The organism is Cecembia lonarensis LW9 (assembly GCF_000298295.1).
Lineage (GTDB): Bacteria > Bacteroidota > Bacteroidia > Cytophagales > Cyclobacteriaceae > Cecembia > Cecembia lonarensis.
Map to the genome: position 1 here is coordinate 1 of NZ_AMGM01000038.1, position 26,266 is coordinate 26,266.

Annotated in this window: 24 protein-coding genes and 1 pseudogene; 13 read left to right on the plus strand and 12 right to left on the minus strand. The window is 39.0% G+C overall.

Annotated features, from left to right (window positions below; genetic code table 11):
* The first annotated feature begins 395 nt into the window (after positions 1-395).
* The 3 genes and pseudogenes from B879_RS12155 to B879_RS12165 all read left to right on the plus strand — a co-directional run bounded on the left by B879_RS12155 (position 396) and on the right by B879_RS12165 (position 4,962).
* Positions 396-1,208, plus strand: coding sequence for a polysaccharide biosynthesis/export family protein (locus tag B879_RS12155; protein ID WP_009185482.1), 813 nt, complete (start codon positions 396-398; stop codon positions 1,206-1,208).
* Between the two features lie 12 nt (positions 1,209-1,220).
* Positions 1,221-3,686: a GumC family protein gene (locus B879_RS12160; protein WP_009185483.1), complete on the plus strand. Its 2,466-nt coding sequence runs from the start codon at positions 1,221-1,223 to the stop codon at positions 3,684-3,686.
* A 134-nt stretch (positions 3,687-3,820) separates the two neighbouring features.
* Positions 3,821-4,962: pseudogene (locus B879_RS12165) on the plus strand (DegT/DnrJ/EryC1/StrS family aminotransferase).
* On the opposite strand, the gene B879_RS21825 reads toward B879_RS12165, so the two are convergent.
* Positions 4,948-7,587 carry an ATP-binding protein gene (locus tag B879_RS21825; RefSeq protein WP_009185486.1) on the minus strand — a complete coding sequence of 880 codons (2,640 nt, stop codon included), beginning with the start codon at positions 7,585-7,587 and terminating at the stop codon, positions 4,948-4,950. The pseudogene B879_RS12165 and the gene B879_RS21825 sit on opposite strands and share 15 nt — an antisense overlap.
* A 417-nt stretch (positions 7,588-8,004) precedes the next feature.
* On the opposite strand from B879_RS21825, the gene B879_RS12180 reads away from it, so the two are divergent.
* The 3 genes from B879_RS12180 (at position 8,005) to B879_RS12190 (ending at position 10,672) form a co-directional block, all read left to right on the plus strand.
* Entirely contained in the window at positions 8,005-9,396 is a 1,392-nt protein-coding gene (locus B879_RS12180; protein WP_009185487.1) for a hypothetical protein, read from the plus strand.
* A gap of 90 nt (positions 9,397-9,486) precedes the next feature.
* Positions 9,487-9,900, plus strand: coding sequence for an energy transducer TonB (locus B879_RS21830; protein ID WP_051012678.1), 414 nt, complete (start codon positions 9,487-9,489; stop codon positions 9,898-9,900).
* Between the two features lie 205 nt (positions 9,901-10,105).
* Positions 10,106-10,672 carry a hypothetical protein gene (locus B879_RS12190; RefSeq protein ID WP_009185489.1) on the plus strand — a complete coding sequence of 189 codons (567 nt, stop codon included), beginning with the start codon at positions 10,106-10,108 and terminating at the stop codon, positions 10,670-10,672.
* Between the two features lie 223 nt (positions 10,673-10,895).
* Here B879_RS12190 and B879_RS12195 read toward each other — a convergent pair whose 3' ends face one another.
* Positions 10,896-11,669: a ParA family protein gene (locus B879_RS12195; RefSeq protein WP_009185490.1), complete on the minus strand. Its 774-nt coding sequence runs from the start codon at positions 11,667-11,669 to the stop codon at positions 10,896-10,898.
* Between the two features lie 962 nt (positions 11,670-12,631).
* A complete protein-coding gene (locus B879_RS12200; RefSeq protein ID WP_009185491.1) occupies positions 12,632-14,767 on the minus strand; it encodes a M3 family metallopeptidase in 2,136 nt (711 codons plus the stop codon).
* A 288-nt stretch (positions 14,768-15,055) separates the two neighbouring features.
* Here B879_RS12200 and B879_RS12205 point away from each other — a divergent pair, with 288 nt between their 5' ends.
* A complete protein-coding gene (locus B879_RS12205; protein ID WP_009185492.1) occupies positions 15,056-15,460 on the plus strand; it encodes a group III truncated hemoglobin in 405 nt (134 codons plus the stop codon).
* Here the strand turns inward: B879_RS12205 and B879_RS12210 are convergent.
* The 5 genes from B879_RS12210 to B879_RS22640 all read right to left on the minus strand — a co-directional run bounded on the left by B879_RS12210 (position 15,457) and on the right by B879_RS22640 (position 19,090).
* Positions 15,457-16,053 carry a sugar transferase gene (locus B879_RS12210; protein WP_009185493.1) on the minus strand — a complete coding sequence of 199 codons (597 nt, stop codon included), beginning with the start codon at positions 16,051-16,053 and terminating at the stop codon, positions 15,457-15,459. The two genes, B879_RS12205 and B879_RS12210, sit on opposite strands and share 4 nt — an antisense overlap.
* Before the next feature lie 57 nt (positions 16,054-16,110).
* On the minus strand, positions 16,111-17,226 hold the full coding sequence (locus tag B879_RS12215; protein ID WP_009185494.1) for a DegT/DnrJ/EryC1/StrS family aminotransferase: 1,116 nt from the start codon (positions 17,224-17,226) through the stop codon (positions 16,111-16,113).
* Positions 17,227-17,293: 67 nt separating this feature from the next.
* On the minus strand, positions 17,294-17,905 hold the full coding sequence (locus B879_RS12220) for an NAD(P)-binding domain-containing protein (protein WP_009185495.1): 612 nt from the start codon (positions 17,903-17,905) through the stop codon (positions 17,294-17,296).
* A 128-nt stretch (positions 17,906-18,033) separates the two neighbouring features.
* Positions 18,034-18,798 carry a TspO-related membrane protein gene (locus B879_RS12225; RefSeq protein ID WP_157231607.1) on the minus strand — a complete coding sequence of 255 codons (765 nt, stop codon included), beginning with the start codon at positions 18,796-18,798 and terminating at the stop codon, positions 18,034-18,036.
* A gap of 142 nt (positions 18,799-18,940) precedes the next feature.
* Complete coding sequence (locus B879_RS22640) at positions 18,941-19,090, minus strand: hypothetical protein (protein WP_157231608.1); 150 nt, start codon at positions 19,088-19,090, stop codon at positions 18,941-18,943.
* An 88-nt stretch (positions 19,091-19,178) separates the two neighbouring features.
* On the opposite strand from B879_RS22640, the gene B879_RS12230 reads away from it, so the two are divergent.
* Positions 19,179-20,513, plus strand: coding sequence for a metal-dependent hydrolase family protein (locus tag B879_RS12230; protein ID WP_009185497.1), 1,335 nt, complete (start codon positions 19,179-19,181; stop codon positions 20,511-20,513).
* Between the two features lie 58 nt (positions 20,514-20,571).
* Here B879_RS12230 and B879_RS12235 read toward each other — a convergent pair whose 3' ends face one another.
* Positions 20,572-21,180 carry a Uma2 family endonuclease gene (locus tag B879_RS12235; protein WP_009185498.1) on the minus strand — a complete coding sequence of 203 codons (609 nt, stop codon included), beginning with the start codon at positions 21,178-21,180 and terminating at the stop codon, positions 20,572-20,574.
* 244 nt (positions 21,181-21,424) lie between these two features.
* Positions 21,425-22,033, minus strand: coding sequence for a Uma2 family endonuclease (locus tag B879_RS12240; RefSeq protein ID WP_009185499.1), 609 nt, complete (start codon positions 22,031-22,033; stop codon positions 21,425-21,427).
* 96 nt (positions 22,034-22,129) lie between these two features.
* Between B879_RS12240 and B879_RS12245 the strand changes: the two genes are divergently transcribed.
* Together B879_RS12245 and B879_RS12250 are read left to right on the plus strand one after the other, a co-directional pair.
* Positions 22,130-22,384, plus strand: coding sequence for a DUF6364 family protein (locus B879_RS12245; protein WP_009185500.1), 255 nt, complete (start codon positions 22,130-22,132; stop codon positions 22,382-22,384).
* Positions 22,381-22,809: a PIN domain-containing protein gene (locus tag B879_RS12250; protein WP_009185501.1), complete on the plus strand. Its 429-nt coding sequence runs from the start codon at positions 22,381-22,383 to the stop codon at positions 22,807-22,809. The genes B879_RS12245 and B879_RS12250 overlap by 4 nt, the downstream gene beginning before the upstream one ends.
* Before the next feature lie 166 nt (positions 22,810-22,975).
* On the opposite strand, the gene B879_RS12255 is transcribed toward B879_RS12250, so the two are convergent.
* Both B879_RS12255 and B879_RS12260 read right to left on the minus strand, forming a co-directional pair.
* On the minus strand, positions 22,976-23,437 hold the full coding sequence (locus B879_RS12255; protein WP_009185502.1) for an RES family NAD+ phosphorylase: 462 nt from the start codon (positions 23,435-23,437) through the stop codon (positions 22,976-22,978).
* Between the two features lie 5 nt (positions 23,438-23,442).
* Positions 23,443-23,967, minus strand: a complete 525-nt coding sequence (locus tag B879_RS12260) for an Xre family toxin-antitoxin system antitoxin (RefSeq protein WP_238542132.1) — start codon at positions 23,965-23,967, stop codon at positions 23,443-23,445.
* A 257-nt stretch (positions 23,968-24,224) separates the two neighbouring features.
* Between B879_RS12260 and B879_RS12270 the strand changes: the two genes are divergently transcribed.
* The 3 genes from B879_RS12270 (at position 24,225) to B879_RS12280 (ending at position 26,177) form a co-directional block, all read left to right on the plus strand.
* Positions 24,225-25,433 (plus strand): ATP-binding protein, encoded by a 1,209-nt coding sequence (locus B879_RS12270; RefSeq protein WP_009185505.1) that lies wholly within the window; start codon positions 24,225-24,227, stop codon positions 25,431-25,433.
* Positions 25,434-25,626: 193 nt separating this feature from the next.
* On the plus strand, positions 25,627-25,863 hold the full coding sequence (locus B879_RS12275) for a hypothetical protein (protein WP_009185506.1): 237 nt from the start codon (positions 25,627-25,629) through the stop codon (positions 25,861-25,863).
* Positions 25,857-26,177: a type II toxin-antitoxin system RelE/ParE family toxin gene (locus B879_RS12280; RefSeq protein ID WP_009185507.1), complete on the plus strand. Its 321-nt coding sequence runs from the start codon at positions 25,857-25,859 to the stop codon at positions 26,175-26,177. The genes B879_RS12275 and B879_RS12280 overlap by 7 nt, the downstream gene beginning before the upstream one ends.
* Positions 26,178-26,266 lie beyond the last annotated feature (89 nt).

Below are 26,266 nucleotides of genomic sequence, written 5' to 3' on the forward strand. Positions count from 1 at the left end.
AAACCCAACTTTTTACTTTTGCCTTTTGCCTTGGCTCTTTCTTTTTGTTCAAACTTGCTCCGAAGGATTTCGGAGGATTAATATGTTAACCGTTAACCGTTAACTCTTAACTCTTAACCTTTAACCTTTAACATCCAAATTTAGGGTGAGATCATGATAAGATTTCAAACAATTTCCTTAATGAAATCCTTAAATCCCTTAACTCCTTAATGGTTGACTTCCGAAATCCCACTTTGGAAATCGCACTTCCGAAATCCCCCTTCCTTATTCTTCACTTCATTTACAAATAAACACCGATAACTATCAGGCTAAAGTTTGAGCCTTATTTTCTCCCAAAAACTCCCTAACATTGAATTTATTTAATATAATCAAGTGCTGCGCACTGAAGCGAAAATATGAGGCAAACGATAAAGCTGCTGGGATGCTGCCTGCTACTATTGAGTTTTTCCTGTGTACCCAACAAAAAGTTGATCTACCTGCAAAACCTGGAAGGGGAAACTCCCATTCCTGAAAGCGAACTCATCGAATATGAAATTCCTGATTACCGCCTGCAGTTCAATGACATCATCGATGTGCAGTTGAAAACCATAGAAGACCTCCTTAGAGATGGATTAGACTTTCAAACTCAAATGCAACAAAACATGCAAATGGGACAAATGGCCGGTCAAGGAGGAGGGGATATTTATTATATGACGGGGTATACTGTTAATAAAGAAGGCAAAGTGCGCCTACCTGTAATTGGTGAGGTGCTCGTGGCTGACCTGACCATAGAAGAAGCCAGGGCGGTCATAGAGGACGCCATCAAAGAAATGGTGACCTCGGAGATTTTTGTCAAAGTCAAACTGGGCGGTATACGCTACAGTGCCATTGGGGAATTCCGCAGACCGGGTAAATTCGTCGTCCTACAGGACAGGATGACCATTTTGGAGGCAGTGGCGCACGCAGGAGACCTCAATGTAGTGGCCAAGCGTGATGAAATCCTGTTGATCAGGCAATATCCGGATGGCACCAAACTCCACCGGGTCAACCTCAATGACCGGAACCTGATCCGGTCACCTTTTTATTTCATTCAACCCAACGATCAGCTGTATGCAGAACCCATGCGGGTCAGGGAGATCGGTGCCGGTGAAAATGCCGTGCAGACCCTTTCCCTTCTTGTCAGCACGATTTCTGCCATCGCCCTCGTGCTTAATCTGATCACAAGGTAAATCCAATACATCATGGAACATCCAAATCAGCCTATACAAAATAGCCAAGTGCCCAATTCTCCTCAGGCGAATGAGGATTTTGAAATTCAGGCCTTGTTATTCAATTATCTGCGGTATTGGAAAATCATCGTCACCTTGGCCCTCATTGGCTTAGCTTCTGCCCATTTTTACACCAATACCCTTATCCCCCAATTCAAGACCGAAAGCAATGTGCTCATCAATGACAGCCAATCCGGCATCGGGGATGAGCTCTTCGAATCCGTTGGTTTGAGGTTTGGAAAAAGTAACCTAGAAAATGAAATCGGTATTCTTAAATCCTTCTCACTGGCCTTGGAGGTTATCCGAGAACTTGACTTTGATGTAAGTTACTTCAAGGAAGGCAGATGGAGGATGGAGCAGCTTTATGGCAATACGCCCATCATCATACAGGTAGATTGGAGCCATCCACAACTGACGGGAGGGCTATGGAAAATTCAGGTCATCGATGAACAAACCTTTGAATTGGAACCGGAAAGTGAAAGCTATGACCTTTACAACCCAAAGGATCCCTTATACAAAAGCAACATTAACGCCCCAGAGGCAATCAACCGAAGGTTTAGGTTTGGGGAGGAAATTTCCGGAGAAACATACAAGTTCAAGGTATTCAACAGCCATTCTCTAAGGGATGAAGCGATCCTGTTCCGTATGACAGATCCTGAAGCCCTGGCACGGTCCTACCGCTCCAAGTTAGAAGTCAGCCCACAAAACAAAGCCGCAACCATCCTGACGCTCAGCATAGAAACCCCCACGAGAAGAATGGGGGAAGTGTACCTGGACAACCTGATGAAACAATACCTGCAAAGAGAGCTGCGCCAAAAAAACCGGGTGGCTGAAAATACCGTTAGCTTTATTGATGGGCAATTGGACAATATATCAGATTCCCTGAGCTATTTCGAAAACCGTTTGCAGCGCTACCGCAGTGAAAACCGGATTTTTAACCTGAGTCAGGAAGGCAGTATGGTATTCAGCCGCCTAAGTGAGCTGGAATCTGAGAAGTACAATACCGAAACCCAGCTTTCCTACTTTCTTTCCTTACAGGCCTACATCCAAAACGATGAATTGGATAAATTGATCGTGCCTTCTTTGGCAGGTATAGGAGATCCCCTATTGAATACCCTGGTCACCAATTTGGTGGAATTGCAGGCCGAACGCCTGAAAGTGCGGGCCAATTATACGGAAAATTCTCCCTTTGTGCGGGAAGTAGAGACACAGATCCGTAACCTCAAAAAAAGTATCAATGAAAGTATCCGTGTACTTATCTCCAATACGCAGGAATACCTGGAAGTACTGAGGGGGCGATTGGTACGTATTGAGCGGGAGATCAATGCATTGCCTGAAACTGAACGCAATCTGATCGGTTACCAGCGCCAATCCAGCATTTATGAAAACATCTTCATTTACCTCTTGCAAAAGCGGGCAGAGGCAGAAATTGTAAAAGCCTCAAATAGTCCCAAAAATGAAATTATAGACTTTGCGCAAGCACAGGGAACACCGGTCAGCCCCAACAGAAACAGGAACCTTGCCCTAGGCCTTATGCTAGGTTTGATAATTCCCATTGGTTTCATCACCGGTAAGTTTTACCTCAATACAAAGCTGGGGGATCCCAAAGAGCTGGAAAAACTACTTAGGGTACCATTGGTCGGTCTTATCGGCAGAAGTACCTTAGAGGATGAAGTGAAAATAGTTTTCAAAAAACCTAAAGCTGCGGTGACAGAGTCTTTTAGGAATTTAAGGGCAGACATGCAATACCTCATTGGCACTTCTCTTTCAGGCAATCAAATCACACTTTTATTTACTTCTTCTGTATCTGGAGAAGGTAAGACATTCTGTGCGATCAATACTGCGGCAGTCTATTCATTGGTAGGCAAAAAAACCCTACTAATGGGATTGGATATGAGGAAACCAAAAATATTTGAAGAATTTAATCTATCAAACGAGATAGGCTTAAGTACACTATTAAGTAGAGATATTCCACTTGACAAGGCCATTAAATACAGTGGTTTTGAAAACCTGGACATATTACTCTCAGGCCCAATCCCCCCTAATCCAGCAGAGCTTCTACTCAAACCGAGATTTGTTGAACTATTAAAAGCACTCAAATCTAAATATGATGTTATTGTAATGGATTGCCCGCCAGTTGGCTTAGTTGCAGAAACGAAACAGTTATTTGAGCATGCTGATGTAAATCTTTTCGTATTTCGACAGAAATATTCAAATAAAGCCAATACAGAGCTGGTCAATTCCCTCAAAGAAAAGTCAGGAGTACAAAACCTGTATGCCATATTGAATGACCTCCATCAATCCTCTGGATATGGATATGGATATGGATATGGATATGGATATGGATATGGCTCAGGCTATTATGAAGAAGATGCACCTAAGCCCGGACCGATCAAGCGCTTGATAAAAAAACTAAAGAAGAAATTTGGATTCAAGTAATTCTTATGTCAATCCACCATTTATTTCACCGCTGTCCATTATCCTTTCAGGGACAGCCCCTAATACAACACTGGGATTAAGACTAATTACCTATGCAATCAGAAGCAAAACAAATCTTCCTTTCCTCACCACATATGGGAGGAGAAGAGATAACGCACGTAAATGCTGCATTTTCCAGCAATTACATTGCACCTGTCGGTGCAAATATTGGTCATTTTGAAGACCTCATTAGTCAATATACGGGGGCCAAATATGTATTAGGAACCAATGCGGGTACTGCAGCCCTGCACTTGGGTCTTATAGCCTTAGGGGTGGGGTCGAGGGATATTGTACTCTGCCAAAGTTTCACCTTTGCGGCAAGTGCCAATCCAATAGTATATCAAGGCGCCATTCCTTGCTTCATAGACAGCGAAGAAAAACCTGGAACATGGATCCTGAAAAATTGGAGGAAGCCATTATAGCCTGCTTGGAAGGAAGGCTGTCGGAGCACGGTACCCACCCCTTACTTAAGGAACTCGGCCCAAAAAAACCAAAAGCCATACTGCCGGTACACTTGTACGGCATGCCGGCACAGATGGAGGCTATCATGGAAATTGCAGAAAGATATGACATCCCCGTGCTGGAGGATGCCGCAGAGGCCCTAGGGGCCCACATTGGAGGGAAGCAATGTGGTACTTTTGGTGCCTTGGGTGTGTATTCCTTCAATGGAAATAAAATAATCACCACCAGCAGTGGCGGTGCCTTGGTATCTGACCAAAAAGACCTGATAGAGCTGTCCAGAAAGCTTTCCACCCAAGCCAGAGAAGCAGCTGTACACTACGAACACACCATGGTGGGCTTCAATTACAGGCTAAGCAACGTACTCGCCGGCATAGGCATTGGTCAAATGAAAGTATTGGACGAGCGCATCTCTTTAAGAAGGGAGAATTTTGATTTCTATAAAAGTTTATTGAAAGACATTCCTGGAATATCCCTCTTGGAGGAGCCGGAAGGTTACTTCAGCAACCGCTGGCTAAGTACCATTTATTTTCAAAAGGAGTATTACCCCGCCGATACAAAAGACAAATTGATGATACATCTTCAAAGATTAAACATCGAAACCAGACCCTTATGGAAGCCCATGCATATCCAACCGGTGTTTCGCACATATCCCTACATAGGCGCTGATGTAGCAGAAGACTTATTTGACCGTGGACTTTGCCTGCCCTCGGGAAGTAATTTGGATGCTTCCGATAGACAGCGCATACAGGAAGGGTTACTTTCATTCTTCCAATAAAACGACCGAGTTTCGCCCATGGCTTTCGACTTTAATAGGGATTTCTACTACAAAAGTTGTCCCAACACCTTCTTCGGATTCAAATCGGATATTTCCGCCCATCAGGTCAACAAAGTTGGAGACAATTTTTAGGCCTAAACCGGTACCTTTGATATTTTTCACATTCTTTGCCCTAAAAAAACTCTTGAACAGGTGTTGCTGGTCTTCTTTTGGAATGCCCAAGCCGAAATCCTGCACGGTGATTTTCAAAAGGGCATCTTCTAATTGAATGTGCACTTGTGGATTGGGTCTGTCCCTTGGTGTATATTTCAGGGCATTGGATACCAGGTTGATCATCACATAATAGAGCAGGTTTTTATCCATACAGACTTCCAAGCCCTTTTCAGGAACGCTGAAATCAACACTGTTTTCTAATTTATTCATCAAACAGATATCATCGAAAAGGGTCCTAAAAAAACCTTTCAGACAAAAATGTTCATAATTGGCTTCTAATTTTCCTTCATTGTATTTTTCAAGCAAAAGGATATCATCCATAATTTTGTTGATCCTGTTGACGTGGTTACCAATTTTTTCAAAATGCACCTTCGCTTTGTCCTTATATGCTTCAGCAATTCCTCTTTCCACATATAATTTTAGTATTTCGGAGGAGCTGAGGATAGCGGACAAGGGATTTTTAAACTCATGAGATGCTGTGTAGATAAATTGGGTCTTTAATTCATTCAATTCTTTTTCTTTGATAAGGTTATTTTCCAGATCAAGGGTGAGGATTTTTTGGCTGGTAATATCTTCTCCAAGGCCTCTAACTATTAAATTGCCATTGGGTTTTCGGTTGGCTTTTGCGATCACCTTCAGCCATACCTTCTCTTGCCGGAAAGAGGTGAACTCCAGATCAGTTTCCAAGAAATCCTGTTCTGAGGCATTTTTCCGCATCAATTTAACAAATTTGTCCCCATCAAAGGACGATATCAGTTTTTCAAGTTGATTTGCGGCTATAGAATCACCTGGATTGATCTGTAACACTTTATTAAAAAAGGCAGAATATTGGTGAATGTGTAACATGCCTTCTTTATTGATTTCAATTTCAAACAAGCCAATGCCCGCAGAATCATAGATTTTTTGAAGCAATTCATCAAGTTCCTTTTTCTGGTTTCGGAACCGTACCTTCAAGGTATCATCGTACAAAAAAACGAGAAAAAATTTCTCACCTAATATTTGGACTCTTTTGGATTGAATACTTAACTCGTAATCCTGGCCTTGCAAACTCCGGTAAGGAAGGCTGATCACTTCACCCAGCTTAAATTTTTCCCACAATCCATTTTTGTCCTTAAAATTGAAGAGTTGATAAAAATCTTCCTTCTCTTTCAATGGGTTACCGATGATTTGGATTGCAAATTCATTAACCTCTAAAATCCTGTAATCAGCATCCAATAAAAAAATACCGGAAGAAAGGAAATCAAATATGCGCTTCAATTGGCCTTGTTTGTAGTTGTACTTTTTCAGCATTTTGCCCCCAAGAACAAGCATAACAATCAATAACAAAAATAAGAGCGAAAGTAATAGTAGGACTTGGTTGCTTTTTTTCAATTCGGTATTTGCTTGTGCAAATCGGTTCTCAATTTCAGCCAAATTCACCTGCATGTCCCTATTTTCCAAAAAGTTGAACGTGAATTGTCGGGACAAAACCGCATTTCTGGAAGCCAACTTATCCTGGAAACTTTTAAAAGTCTGAAGCAAAGATTGGGCCTCCTGTATGCTGTTTTCCTTTAAATAAAGCCCCAATAAAACATGATAAGCTTCTTCTGCAACAAAATCCAAGTTATACCTATTGGACACGTCAAGCGACCGCAGGAGTAGCTCTTCTGCTCCTGCAAAATGACCCAATTCCAGTTTGAATTTGGCATATTCGAGGGTAAGCATTGCCAAAGTCAGCTTATTGACATTATCGCCATACTGATTGGCAATTGAAAGGCTTTCCTGAAAATACCGATCAGCCATATTCTTATCCTCAAACAGCCAGTAGTATAGGCCAAGATTCATGGCAAAGCTTGACTTGAATCTTTGGTTGTTTTTTTCGAGGCATAGCTGATAACCTTCATGAAGAATTTGACCTGCATCTTCCAACTGACCTGCCTTCAAATACACTTCTCCCAAATTAAGCATGGTAACCATCAACCGCTCTTTTTCCCCTCTGTTTTTATAAAAATCATAGGCACTTTGGTGATAAAATAAGCTTAGCTCCAGGGTATCCATGCGATTAAAAACGTGCCCAAAAGAAATATGAGTATCTGCTATACCTGTACTATCCCCTAAAACTTCAAAAATCCTAACAGCATTTGTGAGGTAGTCCATGCCAATTAAGTAATTGCTCTGAAAATGAACAATGGCAGCAATATTTCTACTGGCATAGGCGATGCCTCTATCATAACCCAACAGTCGTGATTTTTCCAAGGCCAAATAAGCTGCATCTATTGCCTGTTCTGGATCTAAATAAGCCATATCCCTAGCCCAAATATTGAGGGAGTCTATTACAGCATTTCTTTGCCCACCAATATGATTAATCACATTAAAATTGTTAACCTCCATCTGAACAAAGAAAAAGGCAACAAGTAAATTGAGGTAAATCATAAAAGATTTTCAAAATATTTCATGTAAGAATATGATTAATTATTCTTATAATAGAAATATTTAGTATTACATTGTAAATGATCAGAGTAATTTTATATATAAAGAATACTTATCAGAACAGCAATTTGTTTGCAGAACAGAAAAATTAAATTGACTATTGACTTAATTACACAAATCATTTTTTGGCCCTCGACAAGCCTGCCAGACTCAGGTGGGCTCTCCTCGGGATTTTGGATGTATACTTTTTTGATGCGAATTGGAAATTTCATACGGCATTTCCTCATTTCAATTAGATAATATTAGAGTCTAACCAATTAAAGTAAACAAAGTAACGAACCGTTCATTTACATTTTAATGCACGACCACCAGTCATGAATCGACTAGGAATAATTTTAAGCAATTTAAAATTGTCTGGACATGCTTCGTTTAAAGAATAAAACCAACATACTTATCCATCATTTTGGGATTTTTGCGGTTTTTCGTCAATCCCAACAATCATTTAAAGTAGAATTTGTTTCCGAAGGGTTCAATAGTCTAATGGAACAGGAGCAAACGACAACATTCAACAAATTGAGAAACAAATCATTGCGCCAATTAACTACCACTGGTTCTATTTCATACGCCTCTTTTGAACAATTGGAAAGAAGTTTCAACAAAGTTTTGGAAACAGGTAAGACCGATGTTTTAGAAAGTGGAAAAGATTTAAGTATAGATCGTTTAAATTTCAAAATTAAAGGGGAAAACCTGAATGAGGGCTTTGATGTTGTCAACTTCATTTATGAGGCTGATTCCCAAAGTGGCAGATATATCGTTCATCGTCTTATACCGAAGGCCCACATCAGTACACATAAATCACTCTTGGAAAAGAGGGCGTTAAAGAAACAACTGCGAAACATAAATTACTTTAAAACCAAATACTTTAATCATTCAGAAAGACCCATAGTTTTAGTTGATCTCGATGGAAAAGTATTTGAATGTAATAATGCATTTGATGAAGTTTTTATGAGGGATGATTTGCAGGGGAAGTTCAATATAAAGCTTTTAGTCACAAACCCTGAAGACCGCTTATTACTTACAAGGACGCTGAAAGAAATTATGTACCTGCGAGAATCCAAACTGAAAATCAAATTACATCCGGACACAGTTTACGAGCTTTCTTTCTCCCTGGTCTTGGGCATCAATTATAAGCCTTTGGTTTCTATTCTTTTTGAAGAGTCAGCATATATTGCTCAATTGGAAAAAAAGTCAATGGAAAAGGGGTATCTGATGGAGACCATTGGAATTATGCTTAATTTGTTCCAAAAGGATATGTCACCTAAAAAGTTGATCAATGAGGGCATGCAGTATATCAATGCGATCATAGAACCTGACATCACCCAAAGCTACGACTTTGACGCTAAAAGCAACGCCTTTAACCTGCTTTTGGAGCAGTGCAGTAAGGAATATATCATTAGGATATTGGAACTAAAGCATCCTTTTAATGAGTTGGTTGAATTCCTGGTGAATACTTATAACCCTATGCGTCCGAAACTTCTGCATGCAGACACAACAAAAAATGTAACACTGAGAAATTTAATGCAATCAGCCGATTTAAAGACTATATTGATCATTCCAACAATCAAAGCAGAAATCAGGTTAGGAATCAGTTTTTTTGGATTTATGAACAGGAAAGAAAATGTGAATTTGGAAAAGGTCGGTCACTATACTTCACTAGTGGATATACTTATGCATGAAGTTTTACATCGTTTAAATTTAAAAATTTTAGTTAGACAAAATGAGGCCCGAAAACCCACATTTACCAACATATAAATTAACCAAACCAAAAGATAAAAAAAAATACCACACATTTGGATTATTCCTGCAACGTTACTTTTGATAGTAGTTACTCGTTTTATCTTATTGGAACAAGAACTTAAGCACTTAAATCTTGTAAATTCCCTCCAATTACAAGAGTTAAAAGAAAAAAGTTTTTTTCCTCCTAACAGTATATTGGCTATAGAAAAGAAAAATACCAGAGAATTATCCCCTTTTTTAACTGTAAATTGGGATATACTGGATCATTACCTGCGAAAAAAAATCGAATATCCTGACATGGCAATAATACAGGGTATTGAAGGAACAGTAGAAATTGGTTTTTTGATAGGTAAAGATGGGGAATTTCAAAATTTACATATAATTAAAGGCATAGGTTGGGGCTGTGATGAAGAAGCCCTTAGGATAGTATCTCAAATTCCAAAATGGATGCTGGCAGCAAAAATAGATACCCAACAAAATTTAACCATGAGCCTACCTATACACTTCAGTTTGAATTAGACAATACATTTAGGTGCTTCTGGAATAGCACTAAGAAATTATTTGTCTGAATTTTTTTCATCTGTTATTCAAATTGGTTTTTATTTACTTATACCTACCTATTATTTACTTCAACAAAATTCTTACACCTGAAGAATTTTTATATTGCTGAATAACTTCTACGTTTGAATACGTCTTATTCACTCATAACTATTCTCTATAGAACATGTTAAAAATCAGTTTAGTACATTGTCTATTTTTGGTTTTTACAGGGATAACTTTACGCTCAGTAGCCTCCCCTGAGCAGGAGAAAAGCATGAACAATATTTCAATCGATTTCGACCAACTATTTCTAAAATCAGCCAACTCCAAAGAGTATTATGTTATTCATGAAATGGATGTTGAAAAACTGAGCAATTATTTTCGCCATTTAAAAGATTCAACCACATCTTTGATCACAACATTGCATGAAAATAATGAAAGTATAACCCAATCCTATTTGTCGACAGTTCATACAGTGGATAGCTTAGAGCAAATTGTCAAAAATTCAATAAAGGAAAAAGAAAATTATTCGGCTGGAATAGAATTTTTCAAAAAATGGTTTATCCCTGTTCTTTTAAGCATTTTATCTGTTTTTTTAGGTTTTAATTACCTGAAAATGAAAATAAAATATAGGGAGGACTTAGAATCTCTAGAAGAAATTGAAAATCAATTTCATACCTACAAAAAAAATGCTGTAGAAAGAGAGAGAAAGCTAGTTAGGGAAATTATCGATTTAAAGAGAGAAGAATAGGGGTGGTCTAAAGACATTATCGGTGGAGGATAATGTTATCCAATGTTGCCTCGTTAATGGCATCCAAAGCTTTTGGTTAATTGTTGAAAGTTAAAGCCTGCTCCTAACTATTAACCCTTAACTGTTAACAACCAAATTTGAAATCTTACCCGTTCATTAAAAGCGAAGGAGCGGAGAAGTGAAGGTAAAACTCCATGGTATTCAGAACCCAATCCCAGCGTTTTTAGATTTCTTTTGAACCCCTATCAACAATTTCCCTTGCAAGATTTAAATAAGCCAAAGCACCCTTGCTATCGCCATCGAAAGAAATTACGGGAAGCCCAAAGCTTGGGGATTCGGAAAGTTTTGTATTTCTGGGAATAATTGTATCAAAAACCAAACGCCTAAAGTGTAATCTCACTTCTTCTACTACTTGATTGGATAAACGAAGCCTTGAATCATACATCGTCAATAAAATGCCTTCTATTTCCAATTTGGGATTCAGTCTACTCTGAACAATTCTTATAGTATTTAATAATTTCCCCAGACCCTCGAGGGCAAAATATTCACATTGAACGGGTATAAGTACAGAATCCGCGGCAGTCAATGCATTTATCGTTATGATCCCAAGAGATGGTGAACAATCAATAATTATAAAATCATAAGCTTCTCTCTGTTCACTGATAACGTGCAATAACAATTCCTCTCTATTCTCTAAACTAACCATCTCCAATTCAGCACCTATAAGGTCGATGACAGATGGTATCAATTCAAGATTTTCAATAGAAGTATTAAGCTTTGCAGATTGTAAATCTAAACCATTCAGTAAACAATCATAAATACTTGCTTTGATCTCTTTAGGATCAAAGCCAAGCCCTGAGGTGGTATTCGCTTGAGGATCTGCATCAATTACCAGCGTTTTAAACTCTAGAACAGCCAGACATGCTGCCACATTCATAGCCGTGGTAGTTTTCCCCACCCCGCCTTTTTGATTGGCAATTGCAATTATTTTTCCCATTGATTTTATTGAAAGGTGATTGCTAATTAGCAATTTAAATATCAATAATTTAAAGCTAATATTAAAAAGTAGAGGTTTATGATTATGGAAATTAATAAAACATAATATTTTTTTTAGGGATTTAAAAGATTATAATTTTGTTAAAATAAAATAAATATATTTTTATTTTTAATTTTTGAATGATCATGCTTTTGTTTACAAAAAGTTCCACATCATTTATTTTTATTAAAATTAACCTTAACTTAAAAAATGCTCTCCTAAAAACAAACCCTGAATCGGTTCAAGTTTGCTCAAAAGAATTTTGGAGGGTTAAGTGTCAGTGTTAAGTGTTAAGTGTTAAAATTTCAGAGTGTTAACTGTTAACCCTTAACCGTTAACATAATGACCGGAGAGCTTTGGATTGTTCAAGGTTCAGGGTTCAAACTTGCTCCGAAGGATTTCGGAGGATTCAACTGTTCAATGTTCAGTTGTTCAATGTTCAGGCCTGCTCCGAAGGATTTCGGAGGGTTAAATGTTAACTGTTAACCATTAACTTTTAACTTTCTGATTCAGGGTCGGATTATTGAAGATTGCCAAGCTTTTTGTCAAGGGCGAAGGGGCGAAGAGACAGAGAAGCAAAGGAGCGGAGAGGCGAAGGAGCGAAGGGAAAACCCCACTTTTTACTTTTGCCTTTTGCCTTGGTTCTTTCTTTTGGTTCAAGGTTCGGATGTTAAGGGTTAAATGTTAACCCTTAACCGTTAACATAATGACCGGATAGTTTTGGGTTGTCCAAGGTTCATGCCTGCTCCGAAGGATTTCGGAGTGTTCAAGGTCGGATCATTAAAGGTTGCCAAGCTTTTTTTGAAGGGCGAAGGGGCGGAGAAGCGAACAAGCGGAGGAGGAGCTCCACTTTTTACCTTTCTCCTTTTCCCTGAATTCACATTCCTGGACAATGATAAACCTTGCACATAGTCTGGAAATCCTTACTTGGTCCTATCAACAGCCGCCTGATCCAAGCCTCTCTTTTTCAACAAAGCATCAATCTTAGGCTCAGCACCTCGGAAGTTGACATACATATTCATCGGTTCGTCTGTGCCGCCCCTTTCCAAAATCTCTCTTCTGAATGCCAAGGCTTTCTCCTGGTTAAACAATTCCGTCTCTTTGAAAGCTTGGAAAGCATCTGTATCCAATACTCCTGACCAGATGTAGCTGTAATAACCAGATGAGTACCCCCCAGAGAAAATATGTTGGAAGTAAGTACTTCTGTATCTCGGAATGATTTCATCTATCAAACCAATGTTATTCATGGAAGCATTTTCAAATTCGGCAGCACCAACCTCAATTGGGGTGGTGCGGCTATGATAATCCATATCCAGGAAAGAGGCTGCCAAGTATTCTGTGGTTCCAAAACCTTGTCCAAAAGTCCCACTCTTTTGTAGCTTTTCAATCAGCGCATCAGGAATCACCTCTCCCGTTTGGTAATGAAAAGCGTATTGCTTCATTACTTCTGGCTCAGTCGCCCAGTTTTCCATAATCTGAGAAGGTAACTCCACTAAGTCCCTAGGAACTGAGGTTCCTGCCAAGCTTCTGTACTGTACATTGGAAAGTAATCCATGCAAAGCATGTCCAAATTCATGGAAGAATGTAGTCACCTCATCAAATGTCAATAATGCCGGTGCATTTCCTGTAGGCTTCGAGAAGTTACAAACAATAGAGATTACCGGAGCCTTTCTTTCACCATTTACTTTTTTTTGAGGCCTGTAAGAGGTCATCCAAGCCCCTCCCCTTTTGGAAGCCCTAGGATGAAAATCCATGTACAATACTCCCACATGGGACCCATCAGCTTCTTTTACTTCATAGGCTTTGGCTTCTGGGTGGTAGGTAGGAATATTTGTTATTTCCGAGAAGGTCAGGCCCCAAAGTTTGTTCACTACCATAAATACACCCTCCTGTACCTTGTCTAAAGCAAAATAGGGTTTTACTTCCTGCACGTCCAGATCAAACTTCTGCACTCTGAGTTTTTCTTCATAATACCTCCAGTCCCAAGGCTCTAATTGAAAATCCTTACCTTCAGCTGCAATCATGGCCTGCATCTCATCCCTTTCTTTCTTGGCTTTGGCAAGAGCAGGAGTCCAAAGTTGATTGAGCAATTGCTGAACATTCTGTGGATTCTTGGCCATGCTTTCTTCCAATACATAATCCGCATGGGTAGCATAACCTAGAAGATTGGCTTTTTCCAACCTCAGATTGGCCATTTCAATAAGGATCTCATTGTTGTCCTTGTCATTACCTTGATCCCCTCTATTTTTATAAGCTTCCCATATTTCCTTTCTTAGGTCTCTATTGTCAGCATACTGTAGGAAGGGCATCACACTGGGATTTTGTAAAGTAAAAAGGTATTTCTCTTCCTCACCGGCCATTTCAGCATCCTGGAAGGCAACATCTCTAAGCTCTTGAGGCAGGCCGGAAAGATCCGCTTCATTATCTATAAAAAGTTTATAGGCATTGGTTTCTGCCAATACATTCTGTCCAAACTGAAGGCTTAGCACAGAAAGCTTGCTATTGATTTCTCTCAGTTTTTCCTTATCCGAATCATTCAGGTTAGCCCCATTACGGACAAAGGATTTGTAGCTTTTTTCAAGCAATTTGTGTTGCTCTGCATTTAAGCTAAAGCTGTCTTTATTCTCCCAAACCTGCTTGACACGCTCAAAGAGTTGTGCATTAAGATTGATGTTGTCACTATGCTTGGAAAGTTCAGGCGCCATTTCCCTTGCAATAGCCTGCAATTCATCACTGGTATTGGCTGAGTTCAAGTTCCCAAAAACAATACTTACTTTAGCCAGCAATTCTCCTGAGTTCTCCATGGCCTCTATGGTATTGGCGAAAGTAGGCTGCTCAGGATTATTGACTATGGCATCGATTTCTTCTTGATGCAAGCGCATCCCCTCTCTTAAAGCGGGCGCAAAATGCTCGTTTTTGATCTTGTCAAAAGGTGGTACTTCAAACGGCGTATTGTACGCCTCAAAGAATGGATTCATACTATCAGATTGTTGGTCGCCCACACCGCATGATGCCAAAACAGCACCTGCAAGGGAAAGGGCAATGATTGATTTTTTCATACGCTACCTATTTGGGTTTGGATGCAAATATAAGGTTTGTAAATAAATACAAAACTATCATTGATTGGCAAGCATATGTCTTGTGATTGTCATTCGTATCTGTTGTAATTTAAGCCATCAACGTTTTCTTCAAAAAATTTGTTGACTTATCATGGCAAGGATACCTTTGTCTCGACGCTTAATCAGCTAGAATGAAAAGGAAAAATTTCCTCCCTTTATGGGTAATGCTATTTCTCACAATATCTTTTGTAAGTAAGGCACAGGAAAAAGACCAATATTGAAATAACTATGGAAACAGCCCAAGAAATCAATAGCAGAGTTGAAGTCAGTGTTTTGGTGAAAACTTTTTATGGAAAAGTGAGGACAAACCCAATCCTTGGACCTGTTTTCAATGGCATTGTAGAAGATTGGGACAGCCATTTGGAAAGACTTACTGATTTTTGGGAAATGGTATTGTTGCATTCAGGCCCTGGAGCCGGGAAGTTCAGTCCTGTACCTGTGCATAAAGAAGTAGATGTAAAAATGGATCATCAGATACAGGAAGTCCATTTCAACACCTGGTTGACCTTATGGTTTGAAACCATCGATATGCTTTTCAAAGGAGAAGTGGCTGAATATGCCAAACAGCATGCCCATAAAATGGGGCATATTCTATTTTTTAAAATCATGGAAGGTCGGAAAAACCAGGCTTAATCCGTCTTGTTGCCCTTAAATTTTGGCATGATATTTTCATTTTCATGACCTATACCTTCCCGCTTAAACACTTTGGTCATGGTCAAAAAAAGAATTTTAAGGTCTAAAAAGAAAGACCTGTTTTTGACATACCATATGTCATATTCAAATTTTTTGTCCCAAACAATGGCATTTCTTCCATTGACCTGTGCCCATCCGGTAATGCCCGGAAGTACATCCATCCTTTGCTTTTGAAAATCATTGTAAAGGGGAAGGTATTCCATCAATAAGGGCCTAGGACCTACCAATGACATATCCCCTTTTAATACATTGATCAATTCGGGCAATTCATCCAAGCTTGTAGACCGTAGCCATTTACCAAAATCAGTAAGCCTGATGTCTTCCGGTAATAGCGCTCCATTTTCGTCTCTGGCATCTGTCATGGTACGGAATTTCAAAATTTCAAAGGGTTCCCCATATAACCCGGGCCTTACTTGTTTGAAAAATACCGGGCTACCAAGTTTAACAGCCACAGCTACGCCAACCGCCAAAAATATAGGAAACAAAACCAACAAAGCTAGCAGGGAAACCACTACATCAAATATTCTTTTCATTAAGTTTCAAAATTAAAATCTTTCGCGAATTCATTGTCCATATACAAATAATTATGATCAACACCCCTTAAATCCATTGACGAAAGCGGCAACTGTTTGTACTGATTCTTTTGATAATGAAGGATCCAAAGGTAAGCTCAAAACTTCACGATGAATACGTTCTGTAATTGGAAAAGACATATGATTAAGCCCTTTAAAAGCGCTTTGATGGTGTGGGGGAATAGGATAGTGTACCAGAGTTTGAACATCCTTATCCATTAAATAAGCCTTCAAACCATCTCTATCTTGAGAACGGACCACAAACAAATGCCATACATGAGAAGGATCATTTTCTACATTGGATAAATGGGGCAAAATAATCTCAGGATGGACAATATGTTCAAGGTAAGTTTTAGCAAGTGTTCTCCTCCAGTGATTTTCCCCATCCACATATTTCAATTTAACTAGTAAAAAGGCAGCTTGCATTTCATCCATTCTGCTATTCACTCCTTTATACAAGTTTTGGTATTTGTCCTTACTGCCATAATTGGCTAAGGATTGAATGATTTGTGCAAGTTCAGCATCCCTAGTGGCTACAGCCCCAGCATCACCTAATGCACCTAATATTTTTGAAGGAAAAAAGCTGAATGCTGCGGCATGTCCAAGTGCTCCTGTTTTTTGACCAAGCCATTCTGCTCCAAAAGCTTGGGCATTATCTTCTATAATCTTGAGGTTATATTTTGCTGCAAGGCCCTTCAAATTACCATCCCAGCAGACTCTCCCATATAAATGTACAGGAACAATGGCTTTGGTTTTCCCCCCTATTCTAGCTTCCAGCTTTTCAAAATCCAGATTAAAAGTTTCAAAATCAGGTTCAACAGGAACAGGTACTAGCCCCGCATGAACAATGCTCAAAAAGGTAGCGATGTAAGTATTGGCCGGTAAAAGGACTTCATCACCTTTATTAAATTCTCCTTTTTCTATATAGGCTTGAAGAATCAACCTGAGTGCATCTAATCCATTCCCCACAGCTACCACATGATCAACAGAAAGGTATTCCGATAAGGATTGTTCGAGTTGAAGCACTTTAGGCCCAAATAAATAACGGCCTGAATCTATCACCTCAGCTGCTACTGCCTTTAATTCTTCCGCATAAGGCCTGTTGATTTTTTGAAGGTCAGAAAATTTAATCATCAAAAATCATCGTCAATGAAAATAAAAATAAAAAATAATATTGAAAGTTGTGGAAAATAGATTCAACTCAAACTGAAATCAATTTAAAATGGTAGTCAACCTGTTCTTTCCTATTGTTACAGATTTCCTTCCGCAAATGGTACATGGCCTCCAACAAAGGGGCACTTTCCAGGCTTCCTGCATCTATGGCTTTAAAGCCCACCATGGAAATAAGTTGCCTGATGATGTTTTTTTCAGGGATATCTGGCCCGCAGTAATAGGTTTCCTTGACAAGGCCCATAGGGTCACAATTTGGATAATCCAAACCTAAATTGTTGAATGCTTTAAAAATCTTGGGAGAATTGATGATACTCTGTATAAAGTTTGTATTACAATTATGCATGTTGAATACCTCACTATTGGTACAATCAACAATGGTTTTATCAGTCAATTCCACATGGGATAACTCTTCAAATACCTGCTCTAGATAATTATTCTCTGCACAAATAAAGAGCACATTGCATAAATCAATCACTTCTTTAAAGCTCCTCACTTTATTGGCAGACATATTTAATATTTTCCACTCAATCTCAGTAGGCTCAAATCCTTGTCTAACACCATAGGCAATTTCAACACCTCTAGAAGAAAGTGCCTTGCCCAAAGTAAGGGCCAATCTTGTTCCTCCTAATATTCCAATCATTTTCTTATTTGGGATAATTATTTTTTTCAAAAGCAACTGAGTTACTAGGGCGATTAATACAGTTTTTGCTTATTATTCAAAATATTTGATTGGAAATTAAACAAAATACACATTAATCCAAAATTAATTCAATTAAAATACTTTGAATGATATTTTTTGTTTTTCAAGACAATTAAATTGGATATCAAAAGCATAAAAACTAACACTGTAATCGATTGAAAAACAAGACTTTCCGGATTTTTAAGTTTTACCAGAATAGCAACTAATGCCCAAATCCCCACCCAGGTGGGTACTAAAAGATTTCTTTTTACACTCAACCATAGAAAAATAAAGGTTGCAATAGTCAGCGTAAGGGTTGTCATTATAAGCTCTTGTTGTATAAACCAATCATTTTGATAAAACCAAACTGAGGCATTAACTACCGAAGCAACTATAATCCAACCCATATACACACAAATGGGCAGGCCTATAAAAACATAGAACTGGCGATTTTTTGAGCCGACCTGAAGACTTTTAGCCCAAAAGATAAGAGCACCTAATAATCCAAAAATAACCAAAACTGAGACCCCTATCATTTCTTGCGTCCAGACAATAATCCATAGTCCATTCAATACATTTGAAAGGGAAAACCAAATGAAAGTAGGTGTAAGTGATTTTTGAGGATTTCCTTTAAAATAAGACACCCATTGGTAGGACAAAAAGCCAAGCAATAGCAGGTATATCAGCCCCCATATGGAAAACGCGTAGCCTGCAGGAGTGATAAGTGTTTCAAATTTCCTACTGACTTCGCCCACTGATTTTCTTCCACCGGCACCTGAACCAAATAGGTAATTAAGGTAAATGCTGGCAAAAAAAGTGATTGTATTAAAAATCAACAAAAGCATATTTCTCATATTATATCGAAGTGAATTTGAAAAGAAGGCAACAGACTTGTTTCAAAAGCTAACAAAATATCACCTCTTTTGAAAACTTAAATAGCTCTCAAAGAGATTTAGTGATAATAAATAAACCATCCGATAGCTCAGTGATTAAATCCTATCTGCTTCTCCTATCCATTTGCTTATTGGCTTCCTGTTCATTCAAAGAGGTAAAAAACACAAACCCATGATTGTACAGTTTATCAATACCCGTAATAAGGTGTACAATTGGATTCAGGGATTTATGTCCCAATAATTTTTTTGACACTGATCCAATTAGATGTGAAGAATATTGGCCACAAAGAGGATAATTAAGTTCAATTCCTTATTTTGGGCAGGAAAAAATTTCTTCTTTTATGTTTTCACTTAGATCCATTACAAACTTAATTTTTACATGTTTTTTTCTGTCTCTCTCAGCGCATGCCCAGGAAAGCGGAAACATCCTCTTCGAAAACGTCAGGGTCTTTGATGGAAAATCCAATAGTCTTTCAGGACCTTTAAATGTCTTGATAGAAGGCAATAAAATCAAAAGTATCAGCGCTTCCCCAGTCCCATCAGGTGATGGAGTGACCAAGATCCAAGGCAATGGCAAAACCCTTATGCCTGGACTGATCGATGTGCATGTCCATATGGCCTTTGGCGCCTTAAGCATGCGGGAAATGATGTCACCCATGCTTTCTGAAGGGGTTATTATGGAAAAAGTTGGAGGCAGTGCTGAACGGATGCTCATGCGTGGATTTACTTCTGTGAGAGATGCTGGTGGCCCCATTTTCCCTTTAAAAATGGGAATCGATCAAGGGAACTTAAATGGTCCACGGATTTGGCCTTCTGGCGCCACCATTTCCCAAACAGCAGGTCATGGAGATTTCAGAACGCCTGAGGAGAAGTCCAGAAGGTTTTTTGGTGAACCTTCAAGAGCAGAAAGATTCAATGCCACTTTTATTGCAGATGGACGGGATGAAGTATTGACTGCGGTAAGGGAGAATTTAAGGTTTGGTGCCAGTCAGATCAAATTGATGGCCGGTGGAGGCACCTCCTCTGCTTATGACCCGGTAGATGTCACACAATATACTTTTGATGAAATGCGGGCAGCTGTAGAAGCTGCCGAAGATTGGGGAACCTATGTCATGGTGCATGCCTATACCCCAAGAGCAGTGCAAAGGGCCATAAAAGCGGGTGTAAAATGCGTGGAACACGGACAGATGCTGGACCAAAAGACGTTGAAGTTGATGAAAAGAAAAGGTGTCTGGTTAAGTACGCAAAACCTGGTGGAAAGCACCCCGGATATGGATCCACAAAGGGTAGAAAAACGCAAACCAGTAATCGAAGGTCAGGCCAAGCTTTGGCCCATGGCCAAAAAGATGAAACTGAAGATCGCCTGGGGAACAGACTTCCTTTTCGAACCGGAATTGAACGAACAGCAGAATGCCTATATCCTAAAATTGCAGCAATGGTTTACCAATACCGAAATCCTGAAAATGGTCACCCATGACAATGCGGAATTGCTACAGCTTTCGGGACTTAGAAGCCCCTATCCCGGCAAGCTGGGTGTGGTGGAAGTTGGTGCCTTGGCAGATTTGATTTTGGTGGATGGTGATCCCTTGGCCGACCTTTCTTTGATTGCCAATCCTGCAGAAAAGTTTGTGGTGATCATGAAAGATGGGAAGGTGTATAAGAATTTGTTGGAGTGACTTAGTGATGGCATGATATAGTGGATAATTCGATAATTCTGGAAATGAGAATGATTTGTCACATCATACCTTCAAATACCTCTTCCAAATCCAAAGTAAAACCTTCTACAGCTTGAGAAGCTACCTTATCACCATGTGTAAAAATCCTTGAAGCTTGATATTTGTCCTCTATCAGGGTATATATGATCAAAGTACATTCATTGGGATGGATAATCCAATATTCCTTTACCCCTGACTCCTTGTAAACTTCATATTTATTCTGGAGTTCTTTTTTGTTGTTTCCGGGAGAGAGGATTTCTACGACTAAGTCCGGAGCACCCACACATCCCAGTTCATCTATCTTATCAGGATCACATACGACGCAGATATCCGGCTGAACTACCGTGTCAATATCTTCATTCCTTTTGGATTTAACTGGTAGTCTAACGTCAAAAGGTGCGATAAAAGCTTCACATTGTTTTTTTTCAAGATGAAGAAAAAGTCTTGTGAAAATCAGGCCTGCAATTCTTTGGTGGCTAACCCTAGGAGCTGCTACCTGTTTGAAAATCTTACCTTTGATCAACTCGACCATTTCATCCATCTGCCATGTCAGGTAATCTGCATAGGTGTAGTGCCCATATAGTGAAGGCGGATCTTCTACCCGGTTTTTTAAATCATCCTTTTCCATGGAATAAATTTACTTGTTTTGAAATAGAAATGAAAGGCCTAAGTTTTCAGTCTCCAGGGTTTCAAGACTTAGTCCTGCCCGGTGCAGGAGGGCTTGGACCTGTTAAGATGACAAGTCTTCAGACTGTCCCAATGCAGTCTGAAGACTGTGGTTTCAAATGATCCAAGTCTGAAGGACCAAGAGGGAAAATAGCCAAGTAAATAAAATTTTTGCAGATTCTAGCCTACCAATAAGGAACAGGATGTCATTGGATATTTTCAAAAATCTCAGTTAAATCTAGCTGAAATCCTTCCACTGCATCAGATTTCACCACATCTCCATGGGTAAAAAGCTTTGAAGCTTGATATTTACCATTGATCAAATTGTAAATCAAGAGCGTGCATTCATTGGGGTGAATCACCCAATACTCCTTCACACCCGACTCTTCATAGACTTCATACTTGTTATGTAATTCTTTTTGGTTATTTCCTGGAGATAGTATTTCTACAATCAAATCCGGCGCCCCCACACACCCAAGTTCATCAATCTTTTCAGGATCGCAAACCACACAGATATCAGGTTGTACTACAGTGTCAATATCTTCATTCCTTTTGGACTTGACAGGTAAACGAACATCAAAAGGAGATGCAAAAACCTCACATTTTTTACCCTTCAAAATATTGTAAAGCTCACTGGATATTTTTAGGGATAACCTTTGATGATTTACCCTTGGAGCAGCCGTGTGTTTGAAGATTTTGCCTTTGATCAGCTCGACCATTTCCTCCATTTGCCAGGTCAAGTAGTCAGCATAGGAGAACCTGCCATATTCACTAATGGGTTCTTCGATTTTTGAAATCTCCTTATCTTGTTCCATAGTACGAAGTTACTGAAAATGAGTTAAAAAATGGTTCATACATGGAATTTTTACGTAAAAATTTATATTTTTGTACGTGTAAAAATCACTAAAATTATGGATGCTAAAATTACACTTTCATTCAATAAAGCGGTTATCGAGAAAGCTAAAAAATTTGCTTCAGAGCAAAATATGAGTTTGTCTCGTTTGACCGAATTTTTATATCAGAAAATCGTTTCAGGTGACTATAAGCATTTGGATGAGTTACCTGTTTCGGATTGGGTATCGATGTTGGCAGAAGGTGAAGCTACCTATGGCAAATCCAAAAGCCGAAAAGACTTAAAGTCCTCCTATTTCGATACCAAAAAATGAGACTATTTCTTGATGCCAATGTACTTGTGGCTGTACTCAACCATGAGTATCCCGTATTCTCTTATGCCGCTAGGGTGCTGAGTTTAGTAGACAAGCCCAACTTTCAGGTATATACTTCGCCTATTTGCTTAGCGATCGCCTATTATTTTTCTGAGAAAAAAAGTGGAAGTAAAATAGCCCAACAAAAGTTGCAGATTTTATCCGAAAAAATAAAAAGTACATCTGTGGATCAGTCGACTGTGAATCAAGCATCGATGTTTCCATACCCAATTGATTTTGAAGATGCTTTGGAGTATTATTCTACGCTTGATAAGGGCTGCGATGTACTAATCACTGAGGATATCAATGATTTTCACTTTTCAGAGATCCCTGTGATGAACTGTCAGGATTTTATAAGGCAATTTTTTGGAAGCAGGAAAAAGTAAGAATTAGGCTAATCATACTGAGATTTTAACATTTTGGAAAAAGTACAGAAAGGGTAATGACAAAATTACGCGTCATGCTGAACGTAGTGAAGCATCTCCTCTATTTTGGGAGACTCTTCCTTCGTCAGAGTGACGTACATTTCTGTCAATGGTAGTTCACATCATTTTATACACTTCTAATCAGTCTTTTGTCCAGTGGCAAAGGATAAACCCTGTATTTGATCAAGTTGAATTTTGGAGAGAGGGGATTGATGACATAGTTCAGAGAACTCGGATCCACCACCGAAGGCACTGCAAAGGACAGTAGTCCTGACTGCAAAAGGCCGGCACCATAATTCATCGATGATTTTGTAGCAGGTATCAAATTCCAGCCAGCAGGAAGTTCGCCTAAGGAAGGGGTGAAAATATGTTCTGCAGGCAAATTGATTTCCATTACCGAATATTTGACATACCTGTCAGAAGCAAATAATTCCGGATCTATGGTCAATCTTTCAAGCAAGGAAGAGGCTATACTTGCTCCAGCATAGATTGCAGAGTGGCCCGGCAAGTTCCATCTACCTCCAAAGCGTTTGGCTCCTTCTCCGCTGGCATCGCAGTATTGGGTCAGGGCTATTCTAAAGACTTTCATGCTTCTTAGATGGCTATCCCATGCTGCAAACGCATGATTTCTGACTTTAGAATAGCCAATCCCTCAGATACATCAATTAAATCTAAGGGCTTCCTGTTACCAATAGAAAATAGGGGTCGCTCCATCCAATTCCTGAAGCCTTCCAGTCCAAAATAGGCAATGCCTATGGCATAAAGCTCAGCAAGCTCAAACATCTTTTCAGATTGTATGGTGTCAAAAACTTCCTTACGCTGAATGGTCTTGGCGGAAATTCCCAATGCAGTAGCTAGGGTATTATAGTCCAAGCCAGCCACGGCCTTTAGACTTTCAAAAGCATCTTTTCCAAGCCCCTCACGAAAGGTCTCCACCCTGCTTAAAGGCTCGTCGAAGTGTCCCATTTCCATATTAAGTATGGAATCTACCGAGAAGGCCGCTTTGCCATAGGATGCTACAGCGGGCTCATTTACTTTTGAGGTCTTTTTTCTCATGACGCATGAAGAAATATGTCTACTAAGATAACGAAAAATGTCCAACAATGATTTGGTTTTCATTCGTTTTTTTGGGTTGGGTGATTTTGGTTCAAGACTTAGTCCTGCCCGAAGCATGCGGGCTTGGACCAGTTCTAAGGATATCGCTAAGCTTGAAAGCTTAGTTGGTAACCAATATGTAATGGATCAAAGTTTACGGGAAGGGTTCAACTTAAAAAATTATAATCATGATTTTATTTTTGAATTAATTTAACAATAATTGTAAATACATTTACAATAAATAATATATTTGATTGTAATTTCAATTGTATTTTCATAAAATGATTAATCTTCCTCAAAAATTAAATACCCGTCAGGTATATCTGGACAAAGTTAAACCCTTTATGGGAAAAGGTTTGATAAAAGTATTGACAGGTCAAAGAAGGGTAGGGAAAAGTTATTTATTGTTTCAGCTAATTAAAGCACTGCAAGAAAAAGACATAAGTACCCCAATCATTTACATCAACAAAGAGGACTTGGATTTTTCATGGATGAAAGAAGCAAAAGACCTGTACCAATATGTCCGGGATAAAAAGAAAACCGGAAGGATGAATTATATTTTCATTGATGAGATACAGGACATTGTAGATTTTGGAGATGCACTAAGATCCCTGCTCTTAGATGAAGAACTTGACATCTACTGTACCGGCAGTAATGCTAATTTGCTTTCCGGGGATATCGCAGGGTATCTGAGCGGGAGATATATTGAAATTACCGTATTTAGTCTTGCTTACCTGGAATTTTTGAATTTTCATCAATTGGAGGATAATTCAGAGAGTCTTGAAAAATATTTGAAATATGGGGGATTGCCTTACCTGAAGCACTTGGAACTGAAGGATGCCATTGTTTTTGAATACCTGAAAAACATTTACTCAACAATTGTTTACCGGGACATCATCAATAGGTATGGCGTCAGGAATACGGGATTCTTAGAACAACTTGTTCTTTTTTTAGCCAGCAATACCGGAAGTTTATTTTCTGCCAAGAAAATTTCGGATTTTTTAAAATCCCAAAAAATCAATATGGCCCACAATCAGGTACAAACCTATATCGAACACCTTTCCAATGCATTTTTGGTTCATAAAGTACCCCGCTATGATATCGTAGGAAAGCGCTTGTTTGAGGTGGGGGATAAGTTTTACTTTGAAAATTTAGGGATCCGACATGGGATTTGGGGATACCGTCCTGAGGATCGAGGGAAGATTTTGGAAAATGTGGTGTATAACCATTTGATTTTTAAAGGATACTCAGTTAAGGTTGGGATAATTGACAAACAGGAAATTGATTTCGTCTGTCAAAAGAATGGAGAAACAAGCTATTTCCAGGTTGCATTAAGTATCAATGAAACAAAAACACTGGAAAGGGAATTTGGAAATCTCAAAAAAATCAAGGACAACTATCCAAAGACTGTCATTACCATGGACAGGTTTGAGGGGAGCACATTTGAGGGTATTGGGCATATGGATTTAAGGAGTTTTTTGGGAAAGTAAATCGGCCCAAGTGGTACAATTTGACGCGGCGAAGGGGCCTGTTATGACCAGTTTGGTTCAAGGGTAAGTCTTGGATCGGATATGAGAATAAAAAAAAGGTGTTTCTTGTTAGCAATTATTGAATATTTAAAAATCATCAAGGATCATATCCTATTTTGTTTGATAATCGTTATTTTAGATAAAAATTGTAACCATGGGTACACCAAAGATTAAAGATGAACTTTTCCAACTTATCGAAGAAAGTGATGACAGACTTTTGAGCTTACTTTATGCTGTGGCAAAAGAGTATGTCCGCGAGGATTTTACCCTAGCAGGAGAACCTCTGAGTGAAGAGCAGATAAATAGAAGAATTATTGCTGCTAAGAAAAGTATCCAATCAGGACATTTTACCACTCAAGAGGATCTTGAAAAGGAAATCGAAAAGTGGTAAAAAGAAAGGTAAAAGTCGTTTGGGCTAATGAGGCCAAAGAAGCTTTGAAGCAAATTTACCTTTATATTAAAAACCGTCAGTCCATAGATGTTGCCAAAAAAGTAAGAGATGAAATAGTATCTCAGACAAAAACGCTAGGCGATTTTCCTGAAAAATTTGAAAAAGAGCATTACCTGTTAAATGCAGAAGGAGATTTCAGATACAAGGTGGTGTGGAGTTATAAAATTATTTATGAAGTTGCGTCCGAAGCTGTATATGTACTTGATGTTTTTCATACCAGCAGAGATCCTTCCAATATTAAAAAAACAAGTTAAATTAGACTTTTTGGTTAAATTCGCCACGGCTTGAACCAATTCCCCTTACATCCTGGCTCTTCGCTAAAAAGCTTCACAGGAGCTTTTTT